Source organism: Paenibacillus ferrarius (assembly GCF_002027705.1).
In the GTDB taxonomy this organism is placed as follows: Bacteria; Bacillota; Bacilli; order Paenibacillales; family NBRC-103111; genus Paenibacillus_E; species Paenibacillus_E ferrarius.
On sequence record NZ_MBTG01000003.1, the window covers coordinates 1 to 20,772 of the forward strand.

A 20,772-nucleotide genomic window follows, 5' to 3' on the forward strand; every position below is an offset into this window, starting at 1 on the left:
CCCCGCAAAAGCAAGCTGAGCCCGCCCAAAAAGCCGTCTCAGCCGTCCAAAGTAGCCAAAAGCCCTCCGAGCCTGCCAAAAAGGCAGTCTCGGAAGAAAAAAAAGCCCCCAACCCCGCAAAAGCAATCTTAGCCTGCCGAAAAAGCCGTCTCAGCCGCCCAAAGTAACCAAAGCCCCTCCGAGCCTGCCCAAAAAGCCGTCTCGGCCGCCAAAAGTAGCCAAAAGCCCCTCCGAGCCTGCCAAATAGGCAGTCTCGGAAGAGAAAAAGCCCCCAACCCCCGCAAAAGCAAGCTGAGCCCGCCAAAAAAGCCGTCTCAGCCGCCCAAAGTAGCCAAAGCCCCTCCGAGCCTGCCAAAAAGGCAGTCTCGGAAGAAAATAAGCCCCCAACCCCCGCAAAAGCAAGCTGAGCCTGCCCCAAAAGAATAGGCAGGCTCAACGCTCGAATAAAGCCGATTCAGCTCAATCAATGCGATATCATTCCGAAAACTGCGCCAAACAATCTGCCTAACTTACCGCGGCTTTCTACGGGAACTGCATCGAACATAATGGTGAATGTGATCGGACAAATTCCCGAAGATTGACATGCCTGCCATCACAGTGACTAAGTAGGCGGATGTCACCCAGGCGTTGCATATGGTTAGGTTTCCTCACTCTCAGCGAATGCGCATTCGCGCTAAATAATAGTAACATTGCTTAGGTTGGCTTTAAATGCTTTTAACAAGGCGTAAGTCACCTTATCCATACGGGCACCGTCGAAAATAGCTTTTTTGACCTCTGTTTTGAAGGAGCAGCTCTGAAATGTGGCATTGCGGAAGGTGGTGCCTTTTAAACCTGAATGATGAAACGTTGTACCTGTGAACGATAGATTATCCAGACAAACGCCGCTTAAATCAGAGGAAGAGAAATCAACGTGATTCAAGATACAATTGTGAAAGCTGGCTCCTTTGAGATTGGATTTGGATATTTTAGCTCCAGTCAAATTGGTTCCATCAAATTTCACGCGGTCTAGGTTGCTGCATTTGAAGGTGGCATGGGATAGGTCTGAATTGCTGAAATCTGAATCCTGCAGGTTGCTGTAGTTAAACTTCCCGTCATGGACTTGAATATCTTTGAAATCAGATTTCTGTAAATTTTGCATAGAAAAATCGATGCCGATAATTTGCTGCAGCTTGGTCGTGCTCGCATGGATGCTTTCAATTAATTCGGAAATTTCGCCGATGGATGAGATCGTTCGCTGAAAGGCGGCTTCTTCGTCAAACCCTTCTTTACGCAAATCCTGCAAACGTTCTTGTAAATCCCTCGAAAGCTCTTCTTTCAGCTCCTGAATCGGTTTCAAATCTTCATAATGGGCAAAAATTTCATCTAAATATACGGATAGCCGTTGATTCATATACGAATACCGCCTTTCTTATAGTAGTAAATCGAGAATTGTTTTCGCGTGTTCCCAATTTCGCTTGTTGGTTAAATAAGTCTCTTTGCCTTTGTCGGTAATCTGATAGTACTTCCTTCGACCGCCTTGCGTTTCATCCCCCCAATAGGAGAAGATGCTTTCTTCCTGCTCTAAACGCTTTAGACTGGAGTACATGGTAGCTTCCTTCAATTCATACTCTCCACCGGAACTCACCTGCACGAGCTTGGATATTTCGTAGCCATATTTATCGCCTGATTGTAAAAGTTTAAGGATGATGCTATCTGTATGTCCCCGAATGAGATCGGATGTTATTTTCAAGTCGACAATAACCCTCACCTCCTGATTTACACTATACAACGATATACTATGTCTGTCAAAGTAATTATGACGTGGTTACACATTTGTTATTTGACCGGAAACACAGACGATGATAAGTTAAGGTTAAAATTGCAATTGCTTGGAAAGGTGGAAAATGATCGTGGCATTCATTCCCTCAGAAACGGTAATAGGTTTAGTAGGCACAGGTGTTATGGGCAAAAGCATGGCTGGTCATTTCATTCAGGCTGGTTATGAAGTACATATCTATACGCGCACGAAATCCAAAGCACAGGAATTAATCGAACAAGGGGCGCATTGGGAAGCATCTCCTGGAGAATTGGCTGGCAAATGTCAGGTTATTTTCACAATGGTAGGGTTCCCAACTGACGTTGAAGAGATTTATTTGGGCGCGAATGGCATTCTTGCCAATGCGCAGCCAGGAAGTTATCTCGTTGATATGACAACATCAAGCCCGATATTGGCCAAACGTATTTACGAGGAAGCGTTGACACGGCAAATGTATGCCTTGGATGCTCCTGTTTCCGGCGGGGATATCGGTGCAAAGGAAGCGCGTTTATCCATTATGGTTGGCGGCGCGCGTGATGTATTTGATGAGGTACTGCCGCTTTTGGAGAAGCTTGGCACCAACATTGTGTACCAAGGCGCAGCAGGCTCAGGTCAGCACACCAAGATGTGCAACCAAATTGCTATCGCAAGCAATATGATGGGCGTTGTTGAGGCGCTTGTTTATGCTCAGAAAGCAGGGCTGGACCCGACGACTGTACTCAAAAGTATTGAAACCGGCGCGGCAGGCAGCTGGTCGTTAAGCAATTTGGCGCCGCGCATGATCGCTGGCAACTTTGCGCCGGGCTTTTATGTGAAGCATTTTATCAAAGACATGAAAATTGCGCTCGAATCAGCGGAAGAAATGAAGCTGGAGCTTCCTGGATTGACCCTTGCCAAATCACTCTATGAACAGTTAGCCGCGAGTGGTGAAGAAGATAGCGGTACCCAAGCTTTATTCAAACTCATCAATAAATAAGCCTGGCGGAAGGACGATGCTTATGAAGGTTGTAATTGCACCGGATTCGTTCAAAGGAAGTCTAAGCGCGAAGGACGCGGCCGCTGCCATCGAAAAAGGCATCCTGCTAGCTGCGCCAGAAACCGAAACCGTACTCATTCCGATCGCAGATGGCGGGGAAGGTACGGTAGACAGTCTCACTGGTGCTACGCATGGAACCATCCACCAAGTAACTGTGCGCGGGCCGCTAGGTGAAGAAGTGACGGCAGAATACGGCGTGCTCGGCGACAATGTGACTTGCGTCATCGAAATGGCTTCTGCTTCGGGGCTCTATCTGATTGCGCCGGCGTCCAGAAATCCGCTGCTTACGACGACCTACGGCACTGGGCAGCTAATCAAGCATGCGCTGGATAACGGCTACCGCGAATTTATTCTCGCACTTGGCGGCAGCGCTACGAATGATGGCGGCAGCGGCATGCTGCAAGCGCTAGGGCTGCAGCTGCTGGATGAAGCCGGGCATGCCGTAGGGGATGGCGGACAAGCTCTTGCGCGTGTTCGAAGCATCGACAGCGCGCAATTTGATGCGCGCATCCAAGCGTCGCGCTTCACGATTGCTTCAGACGTGACGAACCCGTTGATCGGCCCGCAAGGGGCGTCTGCGGTGTTCGGCCCGCAGAAAGGGGCAACGCCAGCTATGGTAGAAGAGCTGGATCAGGCACTTCATCACTGGGCGGACCTTATTGAGACGCATACAGGGATTGCCATTCATCATGCTCCTAGTGCGGGGGCGGCAGGTGGGCTTGGTGGCGCTTTTCAAGCATTTTTTCCTAGCGTCGTGAGGCCAGGCATTGAAATCGTTATGGAAAAGACGAATTTCCATGCACATCTTCAAGGGGCCAACCTCGTCATTACGGGGGAAGGACGAACAGATGCCCAGACCGCCTCGGGCAAAGCGCCTATGGGCATTGCCCAAGCCGCTCAACGGCGGGGTGTCCCGGTTTTTATTATGTCAGGCTCCGTTGGAGATGGCATAGAGTCTCTTTACGCGCACGGCGTGACGAGCATCCACAGTATTATGGATGGACCGATGCCGCTGGACGATGCGATGCGCCGAACCGAACCATTGCTAGTGCGGAAAGCTGAGCAAGTTTTGCGGACTTATTTGGCAGGCGTGCGGGGTGGCGGGGGAGTGACTGGTGAGTGGGAGTAGTGAGCAGTGAGTAGTGAGTAGTGAGTAGTGAGTAGTGAGTAGTGAGCAGTGAGTAGTGAGCAGTGAGCAGTGAGTAGTGAGTAGTGAGTAGTGAGTAGTGAGTAGTGAGTAGTGAGTAGTGAGTAGTGAGTAGTAAGTAGTAAGTAGTAAGTGAGAGTAGAGACTGGTGAGTATACGCAGGTATGTAAATAAGATAAGGAAGTCAGAAGGTGGCAAGGTAGGCGAGTGAACAAGTGTTAGCTGGGTATTCCCACAAACGGAATAGCGAGTTTCTTTGAAAACACGGATATCTACCTAGTAAGATGCCTTATTTTTTTGCAAACCTGCAATTATGCATCTTTTTTCGCTTGGATTTTCCAAAATCATTGAATTCCTGCGATTGTGCAGGCTTTTTAGCCCTTTTCTGGATTTTTGGTCTGAAAAGCTGTCAAAGCCTGCATAATCGCAGGTTTTTTCCATTTTTCGCTTGATTTAGCTGAAGATTCCTGCATTATTGCAGGCTTTTTCAGGTTTGGGGTGTACGGCTTACCCGCTCAGAACCAGAAATAGTAACCTTAACAAGTCATTTCTGTTTACAACCAAATCATCATAATGAGACAGGTCCTCGAATACATATGAAATAAGGTCATACAGGTTGTCAGCGTTGTAGTCCGAGAAGCGATGAGAGCGCTTATATCGGAAATCCTTGATTACATAGAAGAGGTGAGTCCATTATGAGTACTGAAAAGAGCAAGCTTACGACCAGTTGGGGAGCTCCTGTTGGAGATAACCAGAATTCGATGACTGCGGGGTCGCGGGGTCCGACATTAATTCAGGACGTGCATCTTCTGGAGAAACTGGCTCATTTCAACCGTGAGCGAGTGCCGGAGCGGGTTGTTCATGCGAAGGGAGCCGGTGCACACGGGTATTTCGAGGTAACGCAGGATTTGACGAAGTATACGAAAGCAAGCTTATTTGCGGAAGTAGGTAAGCGGACGCCGTTGTTTGTTCGCTTTTCGACGGTGGCCGGTGAGAATGGATCATCAGATACGGTAAGGGACCCGCGCGGCTTTGCGGTGAAGTTTTATACGGATGAAGGCAATTATGACTTGGTTGGGAATAATACGCCCGTTTTTTTCATTCGCGATGCGATTAAGTTTCCGGATTTCATTCACACCCAGAAGCGCCATCCACAGACGCACTTGAAAAATCCGAACGCGGTGTGGGATTTCTGGTCGTTGTCTCCGGAATCTTTGCATCAAGTGACGATTCTGATGTCGGATCGTGGGATTCCTGCGACGCTGCGGCATATGCATGGCTTCGGCAGCCATACGTTTAAATGGGTGAACGCGGAAGGTCAGGCCGTGTGGGTGAAGTACCATTTTAAAACGGAGCAAGGGGTTCAGAACTTAGCACCGGATGTTGCCGCCAAGCTTGCAGCGGATAATCCGGATTACCATACGGAAGATTTGTTTAACGCCATTGATAAAGGGGAATTCCCCGTGTGGAAGCTATGCGTGCAGATTATGCCTTTGGAGGATGCCGATACGTATCGCTTTGATCCGTTTGATGTGACCAAAGTTTGGTCGCAGAAAGATTATCCCCTTATAGAATTAGGGCGAATGGTGTTGGATCGCAATCCTGAAAACTATTTTGCGGAGGTCGAGCAGGCTACTTTTTCGCCGGGCACCTTCGTTCCAGGGATTGAGGCTTCGCCGGATAAAATGCTGCAGGGCCGGCTGTTCGCGTATGGAGATGCGCATCGCTACCGGGTAGGAGCGAATCATCAAGCGCTGCCGATCAACCGTCCGCATAGTGAAGTGAATACGTACCAACGGGACGGTCAAATGCGCTCGGATGATAATGGTGGAGGCTCTGTTTATTATGAGCCCAATAGCTTGGGCGGTGCTGCGGAAACGTCAGCTTACAAAACGGCGCCTTACGAAGTCTCCGGTGCAGCGGATAGTGTCGCTTATGATCATCACGATCATTACACACAAGCAGGTGACTTATACAGACTACTCAGCGACGAGGAACGTATCCGTCTTGTCCAAACCATTGTAGGAGCCATGCAGCCGGTTGAAAGTGATGCGATTAAAAGCAGACAGATTGGGCACTTCTACAAAGCTGATCCCGAATACGGCATTCGTGTCGCAGAGGGACTTGGATTGCCGATTCCAGAGTAAATCATAACGTTAGAGGCAGCTTCCTTGGTGAGATAAAGGAGAGCTGCCTCTTTATGCGGCATATGCTGTAAGAGCAGGGCAATTTGTTGAAAGAGGTGATCAATGGTGGGGACTCGTTTATTGTCGGAGCAGTTTGTGAGGAATCGTTTTCCACAGCTGAATTATATTCGAATTCATACTGCCTCCAAGCACAAAGCAACCATTTATGCGTGGAATGAAAACTTGCAGCTGCCGGAAAAAGACGCACAGAACTTGCAGCTTTATGCAAACGATTACTTATATCCTTACGCCTGTTATCAAGTAAAAGCTTATCATCAAGTCGTTGACGATCAGGTGCCGCTTATTCCAGAAGTGCCGGAAGCTATTATTCAGGCCGCAAAACGAAGAGATTTGAACCAATTTGGCATCTTGGAAGCGATGAATCGGCTATTCCCGAATGGTCGCATGTCCTTTGCGAAATACGATGCAGCAGAAGGGTTGATTTATTTTGATTTCCATGCCATTCGTCTTGTTTCGGAACGTGACAAAGAAAGGATGTATCATTGTTTGAATGAATTGATTCCATTAGGATCGTATTGTGAAATTACATGTCATTGAGAATTAGGATGATGGCCTAATAAGCCAACGCTAGGACTAGTCGATCCGAAACTCGCTTTCATCCCGCAGATAGTTGGTTTCACCAATTTGAACATAAAAGGGGGTATACTTCGCCACTATGCCAGCAGCAACGAAAACAGGGATATCATCCGCTGTTCGTTGGATGACGGTAACAATCACTTGGGAAAGGGCCGCCGCGAACAATTGCATGTCCGTCGATAAACTATGTTTCAATGTTGAACTCACCTCCGGCCATCGCACAACTACTAAGCAATAGTAATAGATAGGAAATGCAAGTGTCAATGAACTTTTGCAATCATCCTATGTTATGATGAATGAACGAATCCGAACATGTCTATTAAAGGAGTTCTAACCTACATGCTAAGACGTTCCCCTTATCTCTTGCTTATCCTTGCCACATGCATATGGGGAGGCAATTTTGTCGCGGGCAAAGCACTTGTTCTGCATATTCCGCCAATTACATTAGCGACTTTGCGTTGGAGTCTTGCTTTTCTTTGCTTGCTGCCTTTCTTTGGCAAGCAGGTGTGGCAGCTGCGAGCGGAGTTTCTGCGGAATTGGCCGATGATCCTCTTCTTATCGGCAACAGGTGTTGCCGGGTTTAACACGTTAACCTATGAAGCTGTCCAATTTACCGGCTCGATCAATGCTTCCTTGATGAATTCAGCGACACCTATCATTGTCGTTGTGCTGACATGGCTAGTTATGAGAGAGCGTTTTGCTTGGGCAGCTTTGCCAGGCATTCTAATCTCGATGGCTGGTGTAAGCTGGATCATTAGCCGTGGAAGCTTGTCAGCGCTGCTGCATTTGTCTTTTAATAAAGGTGATTTGCTGATGATCGGGGCTGTAATCTGTTGGGCGCTATATTCAGTTGGAATGAAAAAGATGGCCGGACGGTTTCCATCCAGTCCTTTTCTTCTGATCCAAGTTGCGGCCGCGCTTGTGTTGTTAGTTCCGCTTTCAATGGTGGAATGGGGAATAAAGGCCCCACAGGTTGACTGGAATCTCTCGCTGACAGCAGGACTCATTTATATCGGATTATTCGCGTCAATCGTTTCTTTTCTGAGCTGGAATCGGGCCATTGAGCTTGTTGGACCTCAGCGCTGTGCGGGTTTTCTCAACTTAATACCTCTGTTCAGCGCTATTTTCGCAACATTCTTTACAGGTGAATCGCTGCAATTATATCATCTGCTAGGGGCGGTTTGGATCGTAGTTGGGGTTTACTTGACGAACTTGGCGATGAAGAAACGGCTTGTTGCTGGGTTGAAATAATTCCAAGGGATTCAGTTGGATTGGTGATGCTTCTCTTATCGGTAAAAAGGCGCGATCTACTCACAGGTAGAAAGCGCCTTTTTGGGTTAGTCTATTTTTTCCAAATGAGCATGATTACGGCGGAGAAGATCAACAGCCCCCAAATAATCAGCTTCGCGGACTTTGGCAGAAAGCACATAATGGAGCGTATCTTGATCCTCTTCTAAATATTCCTCAGATGCCAGAGTGCCTACGGTTGGCATAACACCGACGGTTCCAATGCCCGTATGACCACTGGCATCGGCACCAGTACCAACGCCGTCTACCAATGGGAGCAGAACTCGACCGCTGCCATTGAAACCTTCCGGCAATCGGCCAACCTCTAGAATTTCTGGATTATACTTAAGCAGCAGTACCTTGGCATCTTCAGCTTGGCTCTCTGTATGGAAATAAGCTTGAATCATTCGGTTCATGATCATTCACTCCTTTGAATGAGTTAGGGGGTTGTTCATAGGGATACTTACCCCAATTGTGAACTTTCAACCACCTTTGAACCAAAATAAATTAAACTTACAGTATTAATCGGGATGATAGGAATTGAATTAGGCGTTAATCCTGCATTATAAGCTTTAATTAAAAAGGGGATTAAATTATTTGATTGGACAATTCGCTGACTTTAGTTCAAAATAGAATTAAGTGCAGGGGAGGTCAACCAACATGCCGATAAAACATTTGCATCAATTAGCACGAATTTTTTGGACGTTTCTTCGCATCAGTCCGCTGACATTTGGAGGTGGCTATGCGATGCTGCCAGCCATTCAAAGAGAAGTTGTCGTCACGAACCAGTGGATGACAGAGGATGAAATGGCCGAGCTGATGGCGGTCTCAGGAGCTGCTCCTGGCGGGGTCGGCGTGAATGTGTCAGCGCTGGTAGGGTATCATTTGGCAGGAATACGCGGAGCTGTAACAGCCGTCATCGGCATTACACTTCCAACCTTCTTCATCGTGCTGCTGCTCAGCATCGTGTACGCGTTTCTTCAAAGCTATCCCAAAATGCAAGCCGTTATGGAAGGCATTCATGCCGCGGTTGTCGGGTTGATAGCGGCAGCCGCCTACAGAATGGCGAAGTCCTCCATTATTGACAAAATAACACTGTTCGCTGCTGCGAGCACGGTTGCCATCTTGCTATTTATCCCGGTTTCGCCTGTCGTTATGATTCTATTCGGTTTAATACTTGGGCTGATGGCCGTGTTTTTAAAACAAAGATGGGGAATGAAAGACCCGCTCGCTCCTCGAGAAAGGCCTTCCGCAAGAAGCACCAGCCTAGTCGCTCATGAATACTTCTTCGCTGACGGGATATAAGGTGATCCTATGCTATTCAGTCTTTTTTTCACATTTTTCAAAATAGGATTGATCTCCTTCGGCGGCGGGTATGCGATGATGCCTGTCATTCAGCGTGAGGTGGTTAAGCACGATTGGCTTACAGCGGATGCGTTCAATCAAGTCATTACCTTGGCCGGAACAGGTCCGGGACCGATCGCCACGAATAGCGCAACATTGGTCGGATTGCAGACCGCAGGGGTACCAGGAGCCATTGCGGCTACCTTCGGGATGGTGCTGCCATCCTTGCTGTTAATTATTTTGTTAGCTGCATTTTTGTACAAGTGGCACTCGAATAAGTGGTTCAAATCGTCCTTTTATGGGTTGAAGCCGGTTGTGACCGGACTTATTATTTTTGCCGCGATTCATTTTGGTTTGGGGGGGCTGGGTGTGGATAAATTTCAGGTTTCCTGGGATCGTATTGCATCTGTCCTGATTACAGTAGGGGCTTTTTTTGCAATTATTAAATATAAGCTCCATCCTTTTTTCGTCATCGTCTCAGCAGGTATTATGGGCATTGTTTTTTTTCAATAATACAAAGCTTGTGCACAGGGAACTCTCTAGTCATTCCAGCTTTTTTGGGAGTGAATGGAGAGTTTTTTTGTATAACAAAGGGGAACTATCATCTATAAGAGTGATAAAAAATTCTAATATGTGCTATAAACATCTTTATTTTCATTTGTTTTGTTATATAATATACAATATATAATAAATAGAGCACACTATATAGCTGGTTTTGGCTCAATAGGAGGGAAACATCATCGAGCTTACATCGCGTCAGTTGGAAATTATTGATCTTGTTGGAAAGCATGCCCCGATTACAGGGGAACGCATCGCAGAGCTTCTGGGAATAAGCCGGCCGACCATTCGTTCAGACCTCGCCGTATTGGTTATGCTTCAGCATATCGATGCTAAGCCTAAGGTTGGCTATTTCTTGGGCAAAGCAGCACTCGAAGTGGACTCGCCTTTCAAGCATATAGAAGCTATGAAGGTGAAGGAAGTCATGGGAATTCCCGTCGTACTCCGAGAAACGGTAACCGTGAGTGATGCGGTCGTCACTCTTTTTCTCGAAAATGTAGGAAGCCTCATGATTGTGAATCTGCAAGGCGCACTTGTGGGAATTGTTTCAAGAAAAGATTTGCTGAAAGTTACGCTTGGGCAGACGACGGCGAATACGATGCCTGTTTCACTCGTGATGACGAGACATCCGAATATTGTGACTGTTGGTCCTGAAGAAAGCGTCTTAGAAGCCGCCAGAAAAATGATTCACCATGACGTGGACAGCTTGCCTGTGGTGATCAAAGCAGCGAATGAACAAAGCCACGATGAAGTGGTTGGCCGGATAACCAAAACAACAATGACCAAATTGCTGCTTGAAGTGGCGCTAGGGGCTTAATCAGGGGGAGATTACGTGGGAGAGAAGATGCATACCATTTTCGTCTGCTCGGATGCAGTGGGAGAAACGGCGAATACCGTCGTACAAGCAACGATCCGGCAGTTCAATGCAAGCCAAGTACAAGTCAAGCGATATGGGCTGATCCGAACGGAGGATGAGGTGCGATCAATCGTTGAAGAGGCCTTCCGCGTAAACGGTTTTATCGCCTATACGCTCGTTCTGCCTGAGCTTCGTGAGATGATGCGGCAGGAAGCGATCCGTGTGAATGTGAATGCCATCGACATCATGGGACCGATGATGCAGGCTTTTATCGATACCTTTAAAGATTCACCCAAAAGAAAAGTAGGGCTGCTTTATCAATTGGATGAGGAATACTATCAGCGGGTAGAAGCCGTAGAATTCACGGTAAATAGTGACGATGGGAAAGATCCCAGCGCGATGAAGCAAGCGCATATGGTGCTGATTGGACCTTCGCGAACTTCCAAAACACCTTTAAGTATTTACTTGGCGCACAAAGGTTATAAGGTAGCGAATTACCCCTTAGTTCCCGAGGTGAAGCCGCCTTCCATCCTCTATGAGCTTGATCCCAAGAAATTGATCGGATTAACGATGAATCCAGATTATCTTGTGCGAATCCGAACAGAACGACTGAAAGCTGTTGGCCTTCCTTTTGGGGCGAAATATGCGACTGACGAGCGAGTTGAAGAAGAACTTGCTTTTGCAATGAAGCTATATCAGGAGCTGGGTTGTTCGATCATTGATGTAAGCGGGAAAGCGATTGAGGAAACCGCAGGACTGATTTTGGCTGACAGGTAAAAGGATTAAACAATTCCTAATTGAAAGGGTGAATGGATGTATGCAAAGAGATTTGTCATTGGAAATTGTACGTGTCACAGAATCCGCAGCTTTAGCGTCCGCTCGTTGGACAGGAAAAGGGAATAAACACAGCGCTGATGAGGCCGCAACTTCTGCCATGCGTTCTATTTTTAGCTCCATTCCATTTCGAGGAACTGTTGTGATTGGCGAAGGGGAAATGGATGAAGCCCCGATGCTCTATATTGGTGAGCCAGTTGGTAATGGGATGGGTCTAGAGTATGACGTAGCGGTTGATCCGCTTGAGGGAACCGATATTGTTGCCAGCGGCAGGAACAACGCACTTTCGGTAGTGGCCATTGCAGAGAAAGGAAATCTGCTGCATGCGCCGGATATGTACATGGAGAAGCTGGCCGTTGGTCCTCGGCTAGCTGGCAAGCTGAGTTTGGATGATCCGCTAGAGACGACCATTCGCAAAGCGGCTGAACTGCTGGTTAAAGACATCACGGAGCTGACCGTCTCCATCCTTGATCGCAAACGTCATGCCGATAAAATCCTCATTTTGCGGACATTGGGTGTAAAAATTCATTTGCTTAGCGACGGTGATGTCGCGGGCGCGATGGCGACTGCTTTTCCCGAAACGGGAATCGATCTGCACGTCGGCTCCGGCGGCGCGCCGGAAGGTGTGCTGGCTGCCGCTGCGCTTCGCTGCATGGGAGGCGAATTTCAGGGGCGGCTGCTGCCGGACAATGAAGCAGAGAAGCAGCGCTGCATCAAGATGGGGATTGTTCATCCTTCCAACGTGCTTGGCATGCGCGATTTAATCGGGGAATCCGATATTTATTTCGCGGCGACAGGCGTCACTTCCGGCGATTTCCTCAGCGGAGTGAAATTCCTATTCGGAGGGCGCGCTGAAACCCATTCCGTGGTCATGAGGGCCGAAACACAAACGGTGCGTTTCATCCACTGCGTTCATCAGACGCATGAATATCAGCTGGGAAGCGCATAACAGATAATTCTCAGATAATTCCCCAGTAAGGTTATCATTCCTACTCATGGGCCAAGTTTCCCCTCGCATATACTTTACTTGATAATGATGCGAAAAGAGGGATAACGATGAGCGTGACCGAATTTGATTTCCTTTCCGTCGTCCGAAGCTGCATTCCCAAGGAAGCCGAAGTCATCCAACTGGAGCAGCCGGGTAATCCCGCGGCTATTCTTTATGCGGATGTAGACGGTGACGGGCAGCCCGAAATCACAGCCTTGTATAGATACTTAGGCAATCAATATTTATTCGCGATCAAGGATTTTTCAGGAAACTGGTTCCCTATTGGGTCGGCGGCTACAGGGAGAGCACAGGCAGTAACGGATTTTGCAGCAGCACCTGTGTCTAGAAGAGAAGGATGGGATGTCATTATTGGCTGGCAAAATGAGTCCGCCTCCTCTGAGCTGGACATCATACAGTTGACGCCAACAGGGTATCAGCGGCTAATTCCTCCTGGTACAACGTATTCCCATTTGGAAATCGAAGATATGCCAAACCGGGATGGAAGAGACGGGTTATGTGAAATTGCGCTGTGGGTGAAAGACTCGGATCAAGCTTATCAAGTGCAGACGTATCGCTGGGCTCCCTACCGGTTAGTTCCTAACCATGACGTACATCCGTACTATTTCCAAAAGGTTTCTCGGTATTATGAAAATTTAGTTCGAGAGCAGCCGGATCAGCCCGTCTATCGAAGTTATTTGGAGGATGCACAAAGAAAAGCGGGGGGCAACTAGATTGTCACTTCTTTCTATATATACGACTTCATGCCAGAGGGCTTATGTCCATCTGGTTTTTTGTGTCGTAATTTCTGAATATAATTGTCCGAAAGTTACACTAAAAATATCGTATTTCCTATGCTACATTTATGGAGGATGTCTTAATATCACATAGCGATGAGGGAATCTCAATGAGCAGAACGTTGAAGATCGGTATTATTGGCAGCGGAGGCATTGCAGGCTCGCATGTAAAAGCCTATCAAGAACTAGCCGACGTAGAAATTGTTGCGGTAGCGGATCAAATACCAGGTAAAGCTGCACAGTTTATTGATTTCTGGCGTATTCCGTCAGCTCAGCCTTTTGACGACTACAGGAAGCTGTTGGAGTTAGAGCTGGATGGAGTGAGCATTTGCACACCGAATGTGGCGCATTATCAAACGACAGTCGATTCTTTGCGTGCAGGCAAGAACGTCATGCTGGAAAAGCCGATGTCTGTAACTTTGGAAGAAGCCGTAGAAATGGCGCAAACCGCCAAACAAACAGGCTTCATGCTGAATGTGGGCTTTCAACCGAGATACGATCCGAATATGAAAATTATTCAGGATGTCGTGCAATCCGGTCAGCTCGGCAAAGTTTATTATGTAGAAACAGGCGGCGGGCGACGCAGAGGCATGCCTGGCGGAACGTTTATTAGCAAAGAAATTGCCGGTGCGGGTGCAATGGCTGATATTGGCTGTTATTCACTCGATATGGCTCTGAATGCAATGGGCTATCCGAAACCGCTTACCGTATCCGCTTACAGCAGTAATTATTTTGGCACTAATCCGCTGTATCATAACGAAGCAAGCCGGTTTGATGTCGAAGATTTTGGCGTAGCGATGATTCGGTTCGAAGATGATCTTGTGCTTAATTTTAAAATATCGTGGGCTATGCATATGGATACATTGGGGCCAACTCTATTTTTGGGGACCGATGGCGGCTTGAAAGTAACGCCTGCCGGTAAAGGTCCATGGAGCGGCGTATTTGATGGAAATGTAGGTGCCATTACGTATTTCCACGACGTCAGAGGCCATCATACCGAAAGCCAAATTCCATTAATCGAACATAACAAAAATTTGTTCAACGAAAAAGTCCGCGATTTCGTCGAGGCTGTTCGTGAAGGCAAGCCAGCGCCTATCCCTGGCGAGCAAATCGTACGCAATCAAGCCATTATTGATGGGATTATCCGTTCGTCCTTATCGAAACGAGAAGTGACCATCGACTTGCTTTAATATAAAACAAACCATTTTGGAGGAATTGACATGTCACGACTATTTCGTATCGGTATTATCGGCTGTGGGGGAATTGCCAACGGCAAGCATCTGCCAAGTCTAAAAAAACTAACAAATGTTGAGCTGGTCGCTTTCTGTGATATTGTTCCAGAACGCGCAGCGGAAGCTTCCGAGAAATATGGAGCTAAAGGCGCTAAAGTATACGAGGATTACACCGAGCTTCTGAAAGACGCTACCATTGACATTGTACATGTGTTGACGCCAAATGATTCTCATGCTTCAATTGCGATCGCTGCTCTTGAAGCGGGCAAGCATGTGATGTGTGAGAAGCCAATGGCTAAAACGGCGGCTGATGCTAAGCGTATGGCAGAAACAGCGAAGCGCACAGGCAAGAAGCTGACCATTGGCTATAATAACCGATTCCGTCCGGACAGCCAGCATTTGAAACGTGTCTGCGAGGAAGGCGAGCTTGGTGAAATTTATTTTGCCAAAGCTCATGCGATTCGCCGTCGTGCTGTTCCGACTTGGGGCGTATTCCTGGATGAAGAGAAACAAGGCGGCGGACCGCTGATTGATATTGGTACGCATGCACTCGATTTAACGCTTTGGATGATGGATAACTACAAGCCGAAAGTCGTGCTGGGTACGTCCTATCACAAATTATCGCAGAAAGAGAATGCGGCTAATGCCTGGGGCCCATGGGATCCAAGTAAATTCACCGTAGAAGATTCTGCGTTCGGCATGGTTGTTATGGAGAACGGGGCAACGATTATCCTGGAATCCAGCTGGGCCCTGAACACGCTGGAAGTGGATGAAGCCAAATGTTCCCTTAGCGGTACAGAAGGCGGAGCGGATATGAAAGGCGGACTTCGCATTAATGGCGAGAAGCACAGCCGTTTGTATACGACGGAAGTCGACCTGAAAGCAGGCGGAGTAGCCTTCTACGACGGGGCTGTAGAAAGCGATGCTGATTTGGAAATGCGCACATGGATTAAAGCCATTGAAAATGATACGCAGCCTGTTGTGACACCGGAACAAGCATATGTTGTTTCACAAATCCTTGAAGCGATTTATGAATCTGCGCGTACTGGAGAAGCGGTTTATCTTCAAAATTAATTCCAATGAATACGGAATGGACAAGGGAGAGGCGATGCCTCTCTTTTTCTTTTTAACCAAATTTGTATATATGCGCGTAAACGGAGTATGCTTGGCTTAGAGCAATTTAATGATATTAGCTGAAAGAAAGGATGCGTGAAGTTATGCAATTGGGCTTGCAAGGAAAAGTGGCGCTTATTACTGGAGGAAGTAAAGGTATCGGGCTAGCGACAGCCATCGCGATGTCTCGTGAAGGAGCTAAAGTAGCGATTCTTGCTCGCAATGCCGAGCAGCTTCAGGAAGCTGCTATTCATATTGCCAATGTGACTGATGGCGAAGTGTTCAGCATCCAAGCGGATGTGACTTCGGAAGAGGATTGCAAGCGCGCAGTAGAGCAAACCTTCCAGCGATTCGGAGGATTGCATATTCTGGTGAACAATGCGGGAACATCCGCTGCGGCGCCATTCGAGCAAGTGAGAACGGAGATCTGGCGTCAGGATCTGGAGCTGAAATTATTCGGAGCTATTCATTGCTCCCGTTATGCGATACCTTATATGCGTCAAGCCGGTGGAGGTTCAATCGTAAATCTCACGACATCCGCGGCCAAAACACCGCCAGCCTCCTCATTGCCAACTTCCGTCAGTCGGGCGGCAGGGCTAGCGTTAACGAATGCGATGAGCAAGGATCTCGCTGCCCATGGAATTCGTGTCAACACTGTCTGTATAGGCAAAATCCGCAGCGATCAGCTGGAAAAAGGCTGGAAGCGCGAGGCGCCTGAACTGACTTGGGACGAATATGCCCGTGATCCCAGACACGACATCCCGCTTGGCCGCATCGGCAATGCGGAAGAGGCGGCGAATGTTATTACCTTTTTATCCTCGGATGCAGCTTCATACGTGACAGGTACTTCCGTCAATATTGATGGCGGCAAAGGGGAAGCATTGTAAGAAATATCAAAGGGGAACATTCGTATGAAGCTAAGTGTGCTAGATCTTGTTCCGGTTATTCCTCCTGCTGAGCCTGCTTATGCCATAGAACAGTCTGTTAAGCTGGCTCAGCAGGCAGAAATGTGGGGATACACGCGTTATTGGGTCGCTGAACATCATGATATGCCTGGATTGGCTTGCACATCCCCTGAGGTGCTTCTCGCACATATCGGTGCGAGAACGCAGCGAATTCGCCTCGGCTCGGGCGCATTGCTGCTGCCTCATTATAAGCCGCTGAAGGTAGCTGAAGTTTTTCATATGCTGGCTACCTTGTATCCAGGACGAGTTGATCTGGGGATAGGCAGGGCACCCGGGGGTTCAGCTCAGGTGACGATTGCGCTAAGCGGCAACTTTCTGGACAATGTCAGGCAGCTTCCGAATTCCTTGTCAGCTTTAATGGCTTTACTGAACGATCAGTTTGAATGTGAGGGCCAAGTCGTTCATGCAAGGCCATTGCCTTCTATACCGCCGGAAGTATGGATGTTGGGAACGAATCGCAAAAGCGCGGACTTCGCCGCAGCCTACGGTACGGGTTATGTGTTTGGACAGTTTATGAGCGACAGCGATGCTCTGGAGATGGTAGCAGCTTATCGAAATAACTTTCAACCATCCCCGCAAGTTCAAACGCCACGCGCCATGATAGCCATAGGCGTTATATGTGCGCCAACAGAGGAGGAGGCTTTATCTCTAGCCTCCGAGGGTGTACCTTGGCAGCAATCGCAGCCTGATATGCCTCTGAGACAGAATGGGGAAGTGCCGCAATCGCTGGCTGTAGCGCGTGATGGACAAAAGATGCAATCTGCAGCAGGGCGCAAGTTGTTAGTTGGAACGGCTGAAACCGTTAAGCGTCAGCTAGTGGGCCTAGCTCAGCTGGCTCACATTGATGAATTTCTTATTGTTACGCCAATTGCTGACTATGAGAAGCGGCTTCGCTCTTATGAGCTTTTGGGTTCGGTTTTGGTTTAGCGGTCTTTGTTTTTGAGGGCTGAAAAAACCAGCGCTGGGCGCTTTTCGCGCGTACCTGCTTGTTCGTAAGGCTGATTTTCAGCCTTTCAGCCAAAGTGAACTGGCTGTCTACGAGCTACTAATTTCCTAGAACAGTAAAAAGGCTGTATCCTTCGTAGAGCTTCTACAAAGATACAGCCTTCTTGTATTGGAGACAAAACCTACCTCAAAAAAACGGTGGATCACATCTTTGACTTCAAATAGCCTTGATCATGGTTGTTCTCGCGCTTGGTGCATCGTAGGGGTGCGAGTCCAGTTACGCTTTGCGCTTCTTACGTAAATACCAGACCAACATGGAGATCATATCACGGATTGAAGCGGTTTGGTGAAAAGCAAGTGTCGTTGTCATAAGCAAGAAACCTCCCTAACCCTAAAGAATAGTACACATAATTAGGTATACGTAAGAAAGGTGTCGTTGGTTTTATTTTTTTTTGTATTTTTTTATCACTGTTTTTTAAACAAACTCCTCTACTTTCTGGATTAAACTTTAGGTTGGAAAGTTGGATAATAAACATGTAAGCGTTATCCAAAATCGATCGGCTCACTCAGGGGAGGATTAGAGATGAAAAAAGTATTCACTTTAGCGTTGTCACTATCCATGATGTTTACGGCAGCAGCATGCTCTTCAAGCAAGACAACTCCAACACCTGCGGCAAGCAGCGAACCAACCAAGGCAGCCACAGCCACCGCAACAGCAGCGCCAAGTACAGATCCGGTTAAGCTTCGTGTGGCCTGGTGGGGAGGTCAAGCGCGTCACGATTACACGTTGAAAGTGATTGAGATGTATGAGAAGGCGCATCCGAATGTCAAAATTGAAGCGGAATACGCGCCATTTGATGATTATTGGAAAAAGCTGGCTCCTCAAGCATCGGCGAACCAATTACCGGATATTATCCAAATGGATATCTCTTACCTCACCCAATATGGCGGCAAAAATCAGCTGGCAGATCTCTCAGCTTACACAAAAAATGGCTTGATTGATGTATCCTCCATCAGCCCGAACGCGGTTTCCGGCGGTGAAGTCGGCGGCAAACTGGTTGCTATGAACTTAGGCGTCAACGCACTGGCTACAACGCTTGATGTGAATACGTTTAAAAGTCTCGGCATTGATGTTCCAGGTAAAGATTGGACATGGGACGATTATGATGCGATTGCGGCGAAAGCGAAAGCAAAAGGCAAGCAAATCGGCGGTTTCGCTCTTCATCATGAAGTCTTCTTCCCGTACTACCTGCGTTCCATCGATCAAAAAATGTACAATGCAGACGGAACCGCTCTTGGTTTCAATGATGATAAGCCATTCATCGATTACTTCAAGCGCTACCAGAAATGGTACGATTCCGGAAGCATCCTTTCCCTCGACAAAGAGTCGCAAAAGAAAGGTGTAGCGGAAGAAGACGAAATCTTACTGGGCAATGCGATTACAGGCAATGGGTGGTCCAACCAGTTCTTGGCTGTCGCTAACTTGGTCAAAGACCGTCCGCTTGAATTGGCGCCACTTCCAGGACGCAATGGAAATAAAGGTCTTTTCTTGAAACCAAGCATGTATTTCTCCATCGCGAACAGCTCGAAACAGAAAGAAGAAGCTGCGAAATTTATCAACTTCTTCGTGAACGATATTGAAGCGAATAAATTGATTAAAGGCGACCGCGGTGTACCGGTTTCCTCCAAAGTAAAAGATGCCCTGAAGCCGTTGTTGTCGCCAAACGAAGTGAAAATCTTCGACTACGTCGCATGGGCTGAGCAAAACAGCAGCCAAATGGATCCACCGAATCCGGTTGGCTCCATCGAGGTAGAGAAATTGCTGAAGTCGGCCAGTGAGCAAATTCTGTACAAAAAAACAAGCGTGGAAGAAGCGGCAGCCAAATTCCGCAAGGATGCGAATGCTATTTTAGAAAAAAATAAAAAATAAATAAGTGGATGGAATAGAAAGATCGAGGCGTCTTCGTACATGAAGCTGCTCGGTCTTTTTTTATATTTTCAGCTTGACAGGTTAAACGTTTCAAATTAAGCTAATAGAGTATGTTAAACGTTTAACAAAACGGAGTTGAACCAAGGATGAGCAAGCCCAAACAAGTCACAATTGTAGAAGTGGCAGAAGCAGCTGGTGTATCGATTGCCACCGTCTCCAATGTGCTGAATCGAGGTGGTATTCGATCGTCCAAAGAGACGATTCGCAAAGTCGAATTGGCAGCTGAGCAGCTGGGATATCGGCGAAATACGATGGCGGCGGGATTAAGCCGCAACAAAACATTTGAGATTGGACTTATTGTTCCCGGTTTGACGAGTTATTACGGCCAGCTGGCTGAGCATTTGCAGATTGAAGCACACAATGCGGGCTATCACTTGTCGGTTTTTTCATCCGGAGGATTCGATCCCGATATTGAACGCCGAAATTTGGAAGTGCTGCAGCAGCGCAGAGTAGATGGATTGATCTGTCATGGTTTGGCAATGGGCTTTGAATCCACACGATCCATTGTAAACAGTGGGACACCATTAGTTCTCATCAACGGATGGGATTGGCCGGAGGATATCTCTATCGGTTCCGTGAACTTAGGATTCGCCGAGGCATGCAAGCAATCTTGTCAAGTGCTGGTGGATCGCGGGTGCACCGTGCTCTGTTATGTAGGCAGCAAAGTCTCGAAGGTCATTGATGAACAGCGGCGCATGGGCTTCATGGCGGGTGCTTCGCAATATGGCAGCCAGCTTGTTCATGAAATTGTAGAGCACAGAGAACTGGATATGGAAGCGTATTTAAAAGATTTGCTGCAGCGTCATAGCGCCCCTGTAGGCATTGTTGCTTTTGACGATCATGTGGCATTGAAACTGCTGACAGCAGCTAATAAATTGCAGCTCAATTTCCCTAAGCAGCTTCAACTCATTGGCATTAATAACGATTACATCGCTATAAACAGCTTTCCTGGTATTTCAAGCTGGGATATTCCCTATAGCTATCAAGCCAAAATGGCCATAAATAAACTGCTTAATAAGCTGACTAATCAGCCCGAAACGGATGAAGTTCGAGAGATCGAGGTTCCGCTGGTGTTCATTGAACGAGAAACAACTAAAATTTAGAG

At 47.6% G+C, this 20,772-nt stretch carries 21 protein-coding genes and 1 pseudogene; 17 read left to right on the forward strand and 5 right to left on the reverse strand.

What is annotated here, in order from left to right; translation table 11 throughout:
* Positions 1-469: 469 nt before the first annotated feature.
* From BC351_RS43215 to BC351_RS04025, 3 genes and pseudogenes are all read right to left on the reverse strand, one after another.
* Positions 470-623: pseudogene (locus BC351_RS43215) on the reverse strand (MFS transporter); the annotation flags it as partial.
* A gap of 50 nt (positions 624-673) precedes the next feature.
* Positions 674-1,390, reverse strand: coding sequence for a pentapeptide repeat-containing protein (locus tag BC351_RS04020; RefSeq protein WP_079409435.1), 717 nt, complete (start codon positions 1,388-1,390; stop codon positions 674-676).
* Between the two features lie 18 nt (positions 1,391-1,408).
* Positions 1,409-1,738, reverse strand: a complete 330-nt coding sequence (locus tag BC351_RS04025; protein ID WP_079409680.1) for a PadR family transcriptional regulator — start codon at positions 1,736-1,738, stop codon at positions 1,409-1,411.
* Positions 1,739-1,889: 151 nt separating this feature from the next.
* Between BC351_RS04025 and BC351_RS04030 the strand changes: the two genes are divergently transcribed.
* The 4 genes from BC351_RS04030 (at position 1,890) to BC351_RS04050 (ending at position 6,722) form a co-directional block, all read left to right on the forward strand.
* Positions 1,890-2,771, forward strand: a complete 882-nt coding sequence (locus BC351_RS04030; RefSeq protein WP_279628304.1) for an NAD(P)-dependent oxidoreductase — start codon at positions 1,890-1,892, stop codon at positions 2,769-2,771.
* Between the two features lie 22 nt (positions 2,772-2,793).
* Positions 2,794-3,960, forward strand: coding sequence for a glycerate kinase (locus BC351_RS04035; RefSeq protein WP_079409681.1), 1,167 nt, complete (start codon positions 2,794-2,796; stop codon positions 3,958-3,960).
* Between the two features lie 713 nt (positions 3,961-4,673).
* A complete protein-coding gene (katA, locus tag BC351_RS04045; RefSeq protein ID WP_079409438.1) occupies positions 4,674-6,125 on the forward strand; it encodes a catalase KatA in 1,452 nt (483 codons plus the stop codon).
* Between the two features lie 102 nt (positions 6,126-6,227).
* Positions 6,228-6,722, forward strand: a complete 495-nt coding sequence (locus BC351_RS04050; RefSeq protein WP_079409439.1) for a hypothetical protein — start codon at positions 6,228-6,230, stop codon at positions 6,720-6,722.
* Positions 6,723-6,758: 36 nt separating this feature from the next.
* On the opposite strand, the gene BC351_RS04055 is transcribed toward BC351_RS04050, so the two are convergent.
* Complete coding sequence (locus BC351_RS04055; protein ID WP_079409440.1) at positions 6,759-6,956, reverse strand: hypothetical protein; 198 nt, start codon at positions 6,954-6,956, stop codon at positions 6,759-6,761.
* A 144-nt stretch (positions 6,957-7,100) separates the two neighbouring features.
* Here BC351_RS04055 and BC351_RS04060 point away from each other — a divergent pair, with 144 nt between their 5' ends.
* Positions 7,101-8,012 (forward strand): DMT family transporter, encoded by a 912-nt coding sequence (locus tag BC351_RS04060; RefSeq protein ID WP_079409441.1) that lies wholly within the window; start codon positions 7,101-7,103, stop codon positions 8,010-8,012.
* Between the two features lie 86 nt (positions 8,013-8,098).
* On the opposite strand, the gene BC351_RS04065 is transcribed toward BC351_RS04060, so the two are convergent.
* Complete coding sequence (locus tag BC351_RS04065; protein WP_079409442.1) at positions 8,099-8,464, reverse strand: hypothetical protein; 366 nt, start codon at positions 8,462-8,464, stop codon at positions 8,099-8,101.
* 244 nt (positions 8,465-8,708) lie between these two features.
* Between BC351_RS04065 and BC351_RS04070 the strand changes: the two genes are divergently transcribed.
* From BC351_RS04070 to BC351_RS04125, 12 genes are all read left to right on the forward strand, one after another.
* Positions 8,709-9,353 (forward strand): chromate transporter, encoded by a 645-nt coding sequence (locus BC351_RS04070; protein WP_079409443.1) that lies wholly within the window; start codon positions 8,709-8,711, stop codon positions 9,351-9,353.
* Between the two features lie 9 nt (positions 9,354-9,362).
* Positions 9,363-9,905: a chromate transporter gene (locus BC351_RS04075; protein WP_079409444.1), complete on the forward strand. Its 543-nt coding sequence runs from the start codon at positions 9,363-9,365 to the stop codon at positions 9,903-9,905.
* A gap of 247 nt (positions 9,906-10,152) precedes the next feature.
* Positions 10,153-10,767, forward strand: coding sequence for a helix-turn-helix transcriptional regulator (locus BC351_RS04080; RefSeq protein ID WP_079409445.1), 615 nt, complete (start codon positions 10,153-10,155; stop codon positions 10,765-10,767).
* Positions 10,768-10,794: 27 nt separating this feature from the next.
* Positions 10,795-11,583 carry a pyruvate, water dikinase regulatory protein gene (locus tag BC351_RS04085; RefSeq protein ID WP_079409682.1) on the forward strand — a complete coding sequence of 263 codons (789 nt, stop codon included), beginning with the start codon at positions 10,795-10,797 and terminating at the stop codon, positions 11,581-11,583.
* A 40-nt stretch (positions 11,584-11,623) separates the two neighbouring features.
* Positions 11,624-12,589 (forward strand): class II fructose-bisphosphatase, encoded by a 966-nt coding sequence (gene glpX / locus BC351_RS04090; RefSeq protein WP_079409446.1) that lies wholly within the window; start codon positions 11,624-11,626, stop codon positions 12,587-12,589.
* Positions 12,590-12,696: 107 nt separating this feature from the next.
* On the forward strand, positions 12,697-13,359 hold the full coding sequence (locus BC351_RS04095; protein WP_079409447.1) for a hypothetical protein: 663 nt from the start codon (positions 12,697-12,699) through the stop codon (positions 13,357-13,359).
* A 173-nt stretch (positions 13,360-13,532) separates the two neighbouring features.
* Positions 13,533-14,612 (forward strand): Gfo/Idh/MocA family protein, encoded by a 1,080-nt coding sequence (locus BC351_RS04100; protein WP_079409448.1) that lies wholly within the window; start codon positions 13,533-13,535, stop codon positions 14,610-14,612.
* 30 nt (positions 14,613-14,642) lie between these two features.
* On the forward strand, positions 14,643-15,728 hold the full coding sequence (locus BC351_RS04105; RefSeq protein WP_079409449.1) for a Gfo/Idh/MocA family protein: 1,086 nt from the start codon (positions 14,643-14,645) through the stop codon (positions 15,726-15,728).
* A 143-nt stretch (positions 15,729-15,871) separates the two neighbouring features.
* Positions 15,872-16,654, forward strand: a complete 783-nt coding sequence (locus BC351_RS04110) for an SDR family NAD(P)-dependent oxidoreductase (protein WP_079409450.1) — start codon at positions 15,872-15,874, stop codon at positions 16,652-16,654.
* Between the two features lie 24 nt (positions 16,655-16,678).
* Entirely contained in the window at positions 16,679-17,659 is a 981-nt protein-coding gene (locus BC351_RS04115) for an LLM class flavin-dependent oxidoreductase (protein WP_079409451.1), read from the forward strand.
* A gap of 601 nt (positions 17,660-18,260) precedes the next feature.
* Positions 18,261-19,607, forward strand: a complete 1,347-nt coding sequence (locus tag BC351_RS04120) for an ABC transporter substrate-binding protein (protein WP_079409452.1) — start codon at positions 18,261-18,263, stop codon at positions 19,605-19,607.
* A gap of 146 nt (positions 19,608-19,753) precedes the next feature.
* Complete coding sequence (locus BC351_RS04125) at positions 19,754-20,770, forward strand: LacI family DNA-binding transcriptional regulator (protein ID WP_079409453.1); 1,017 nt, start codon at positions 19,754-19,756, stop codon at positions 20,768-20,770.
* The last annotated feature ends 2 nt before the right edge of the window (positions 20,771-20,772 follow it).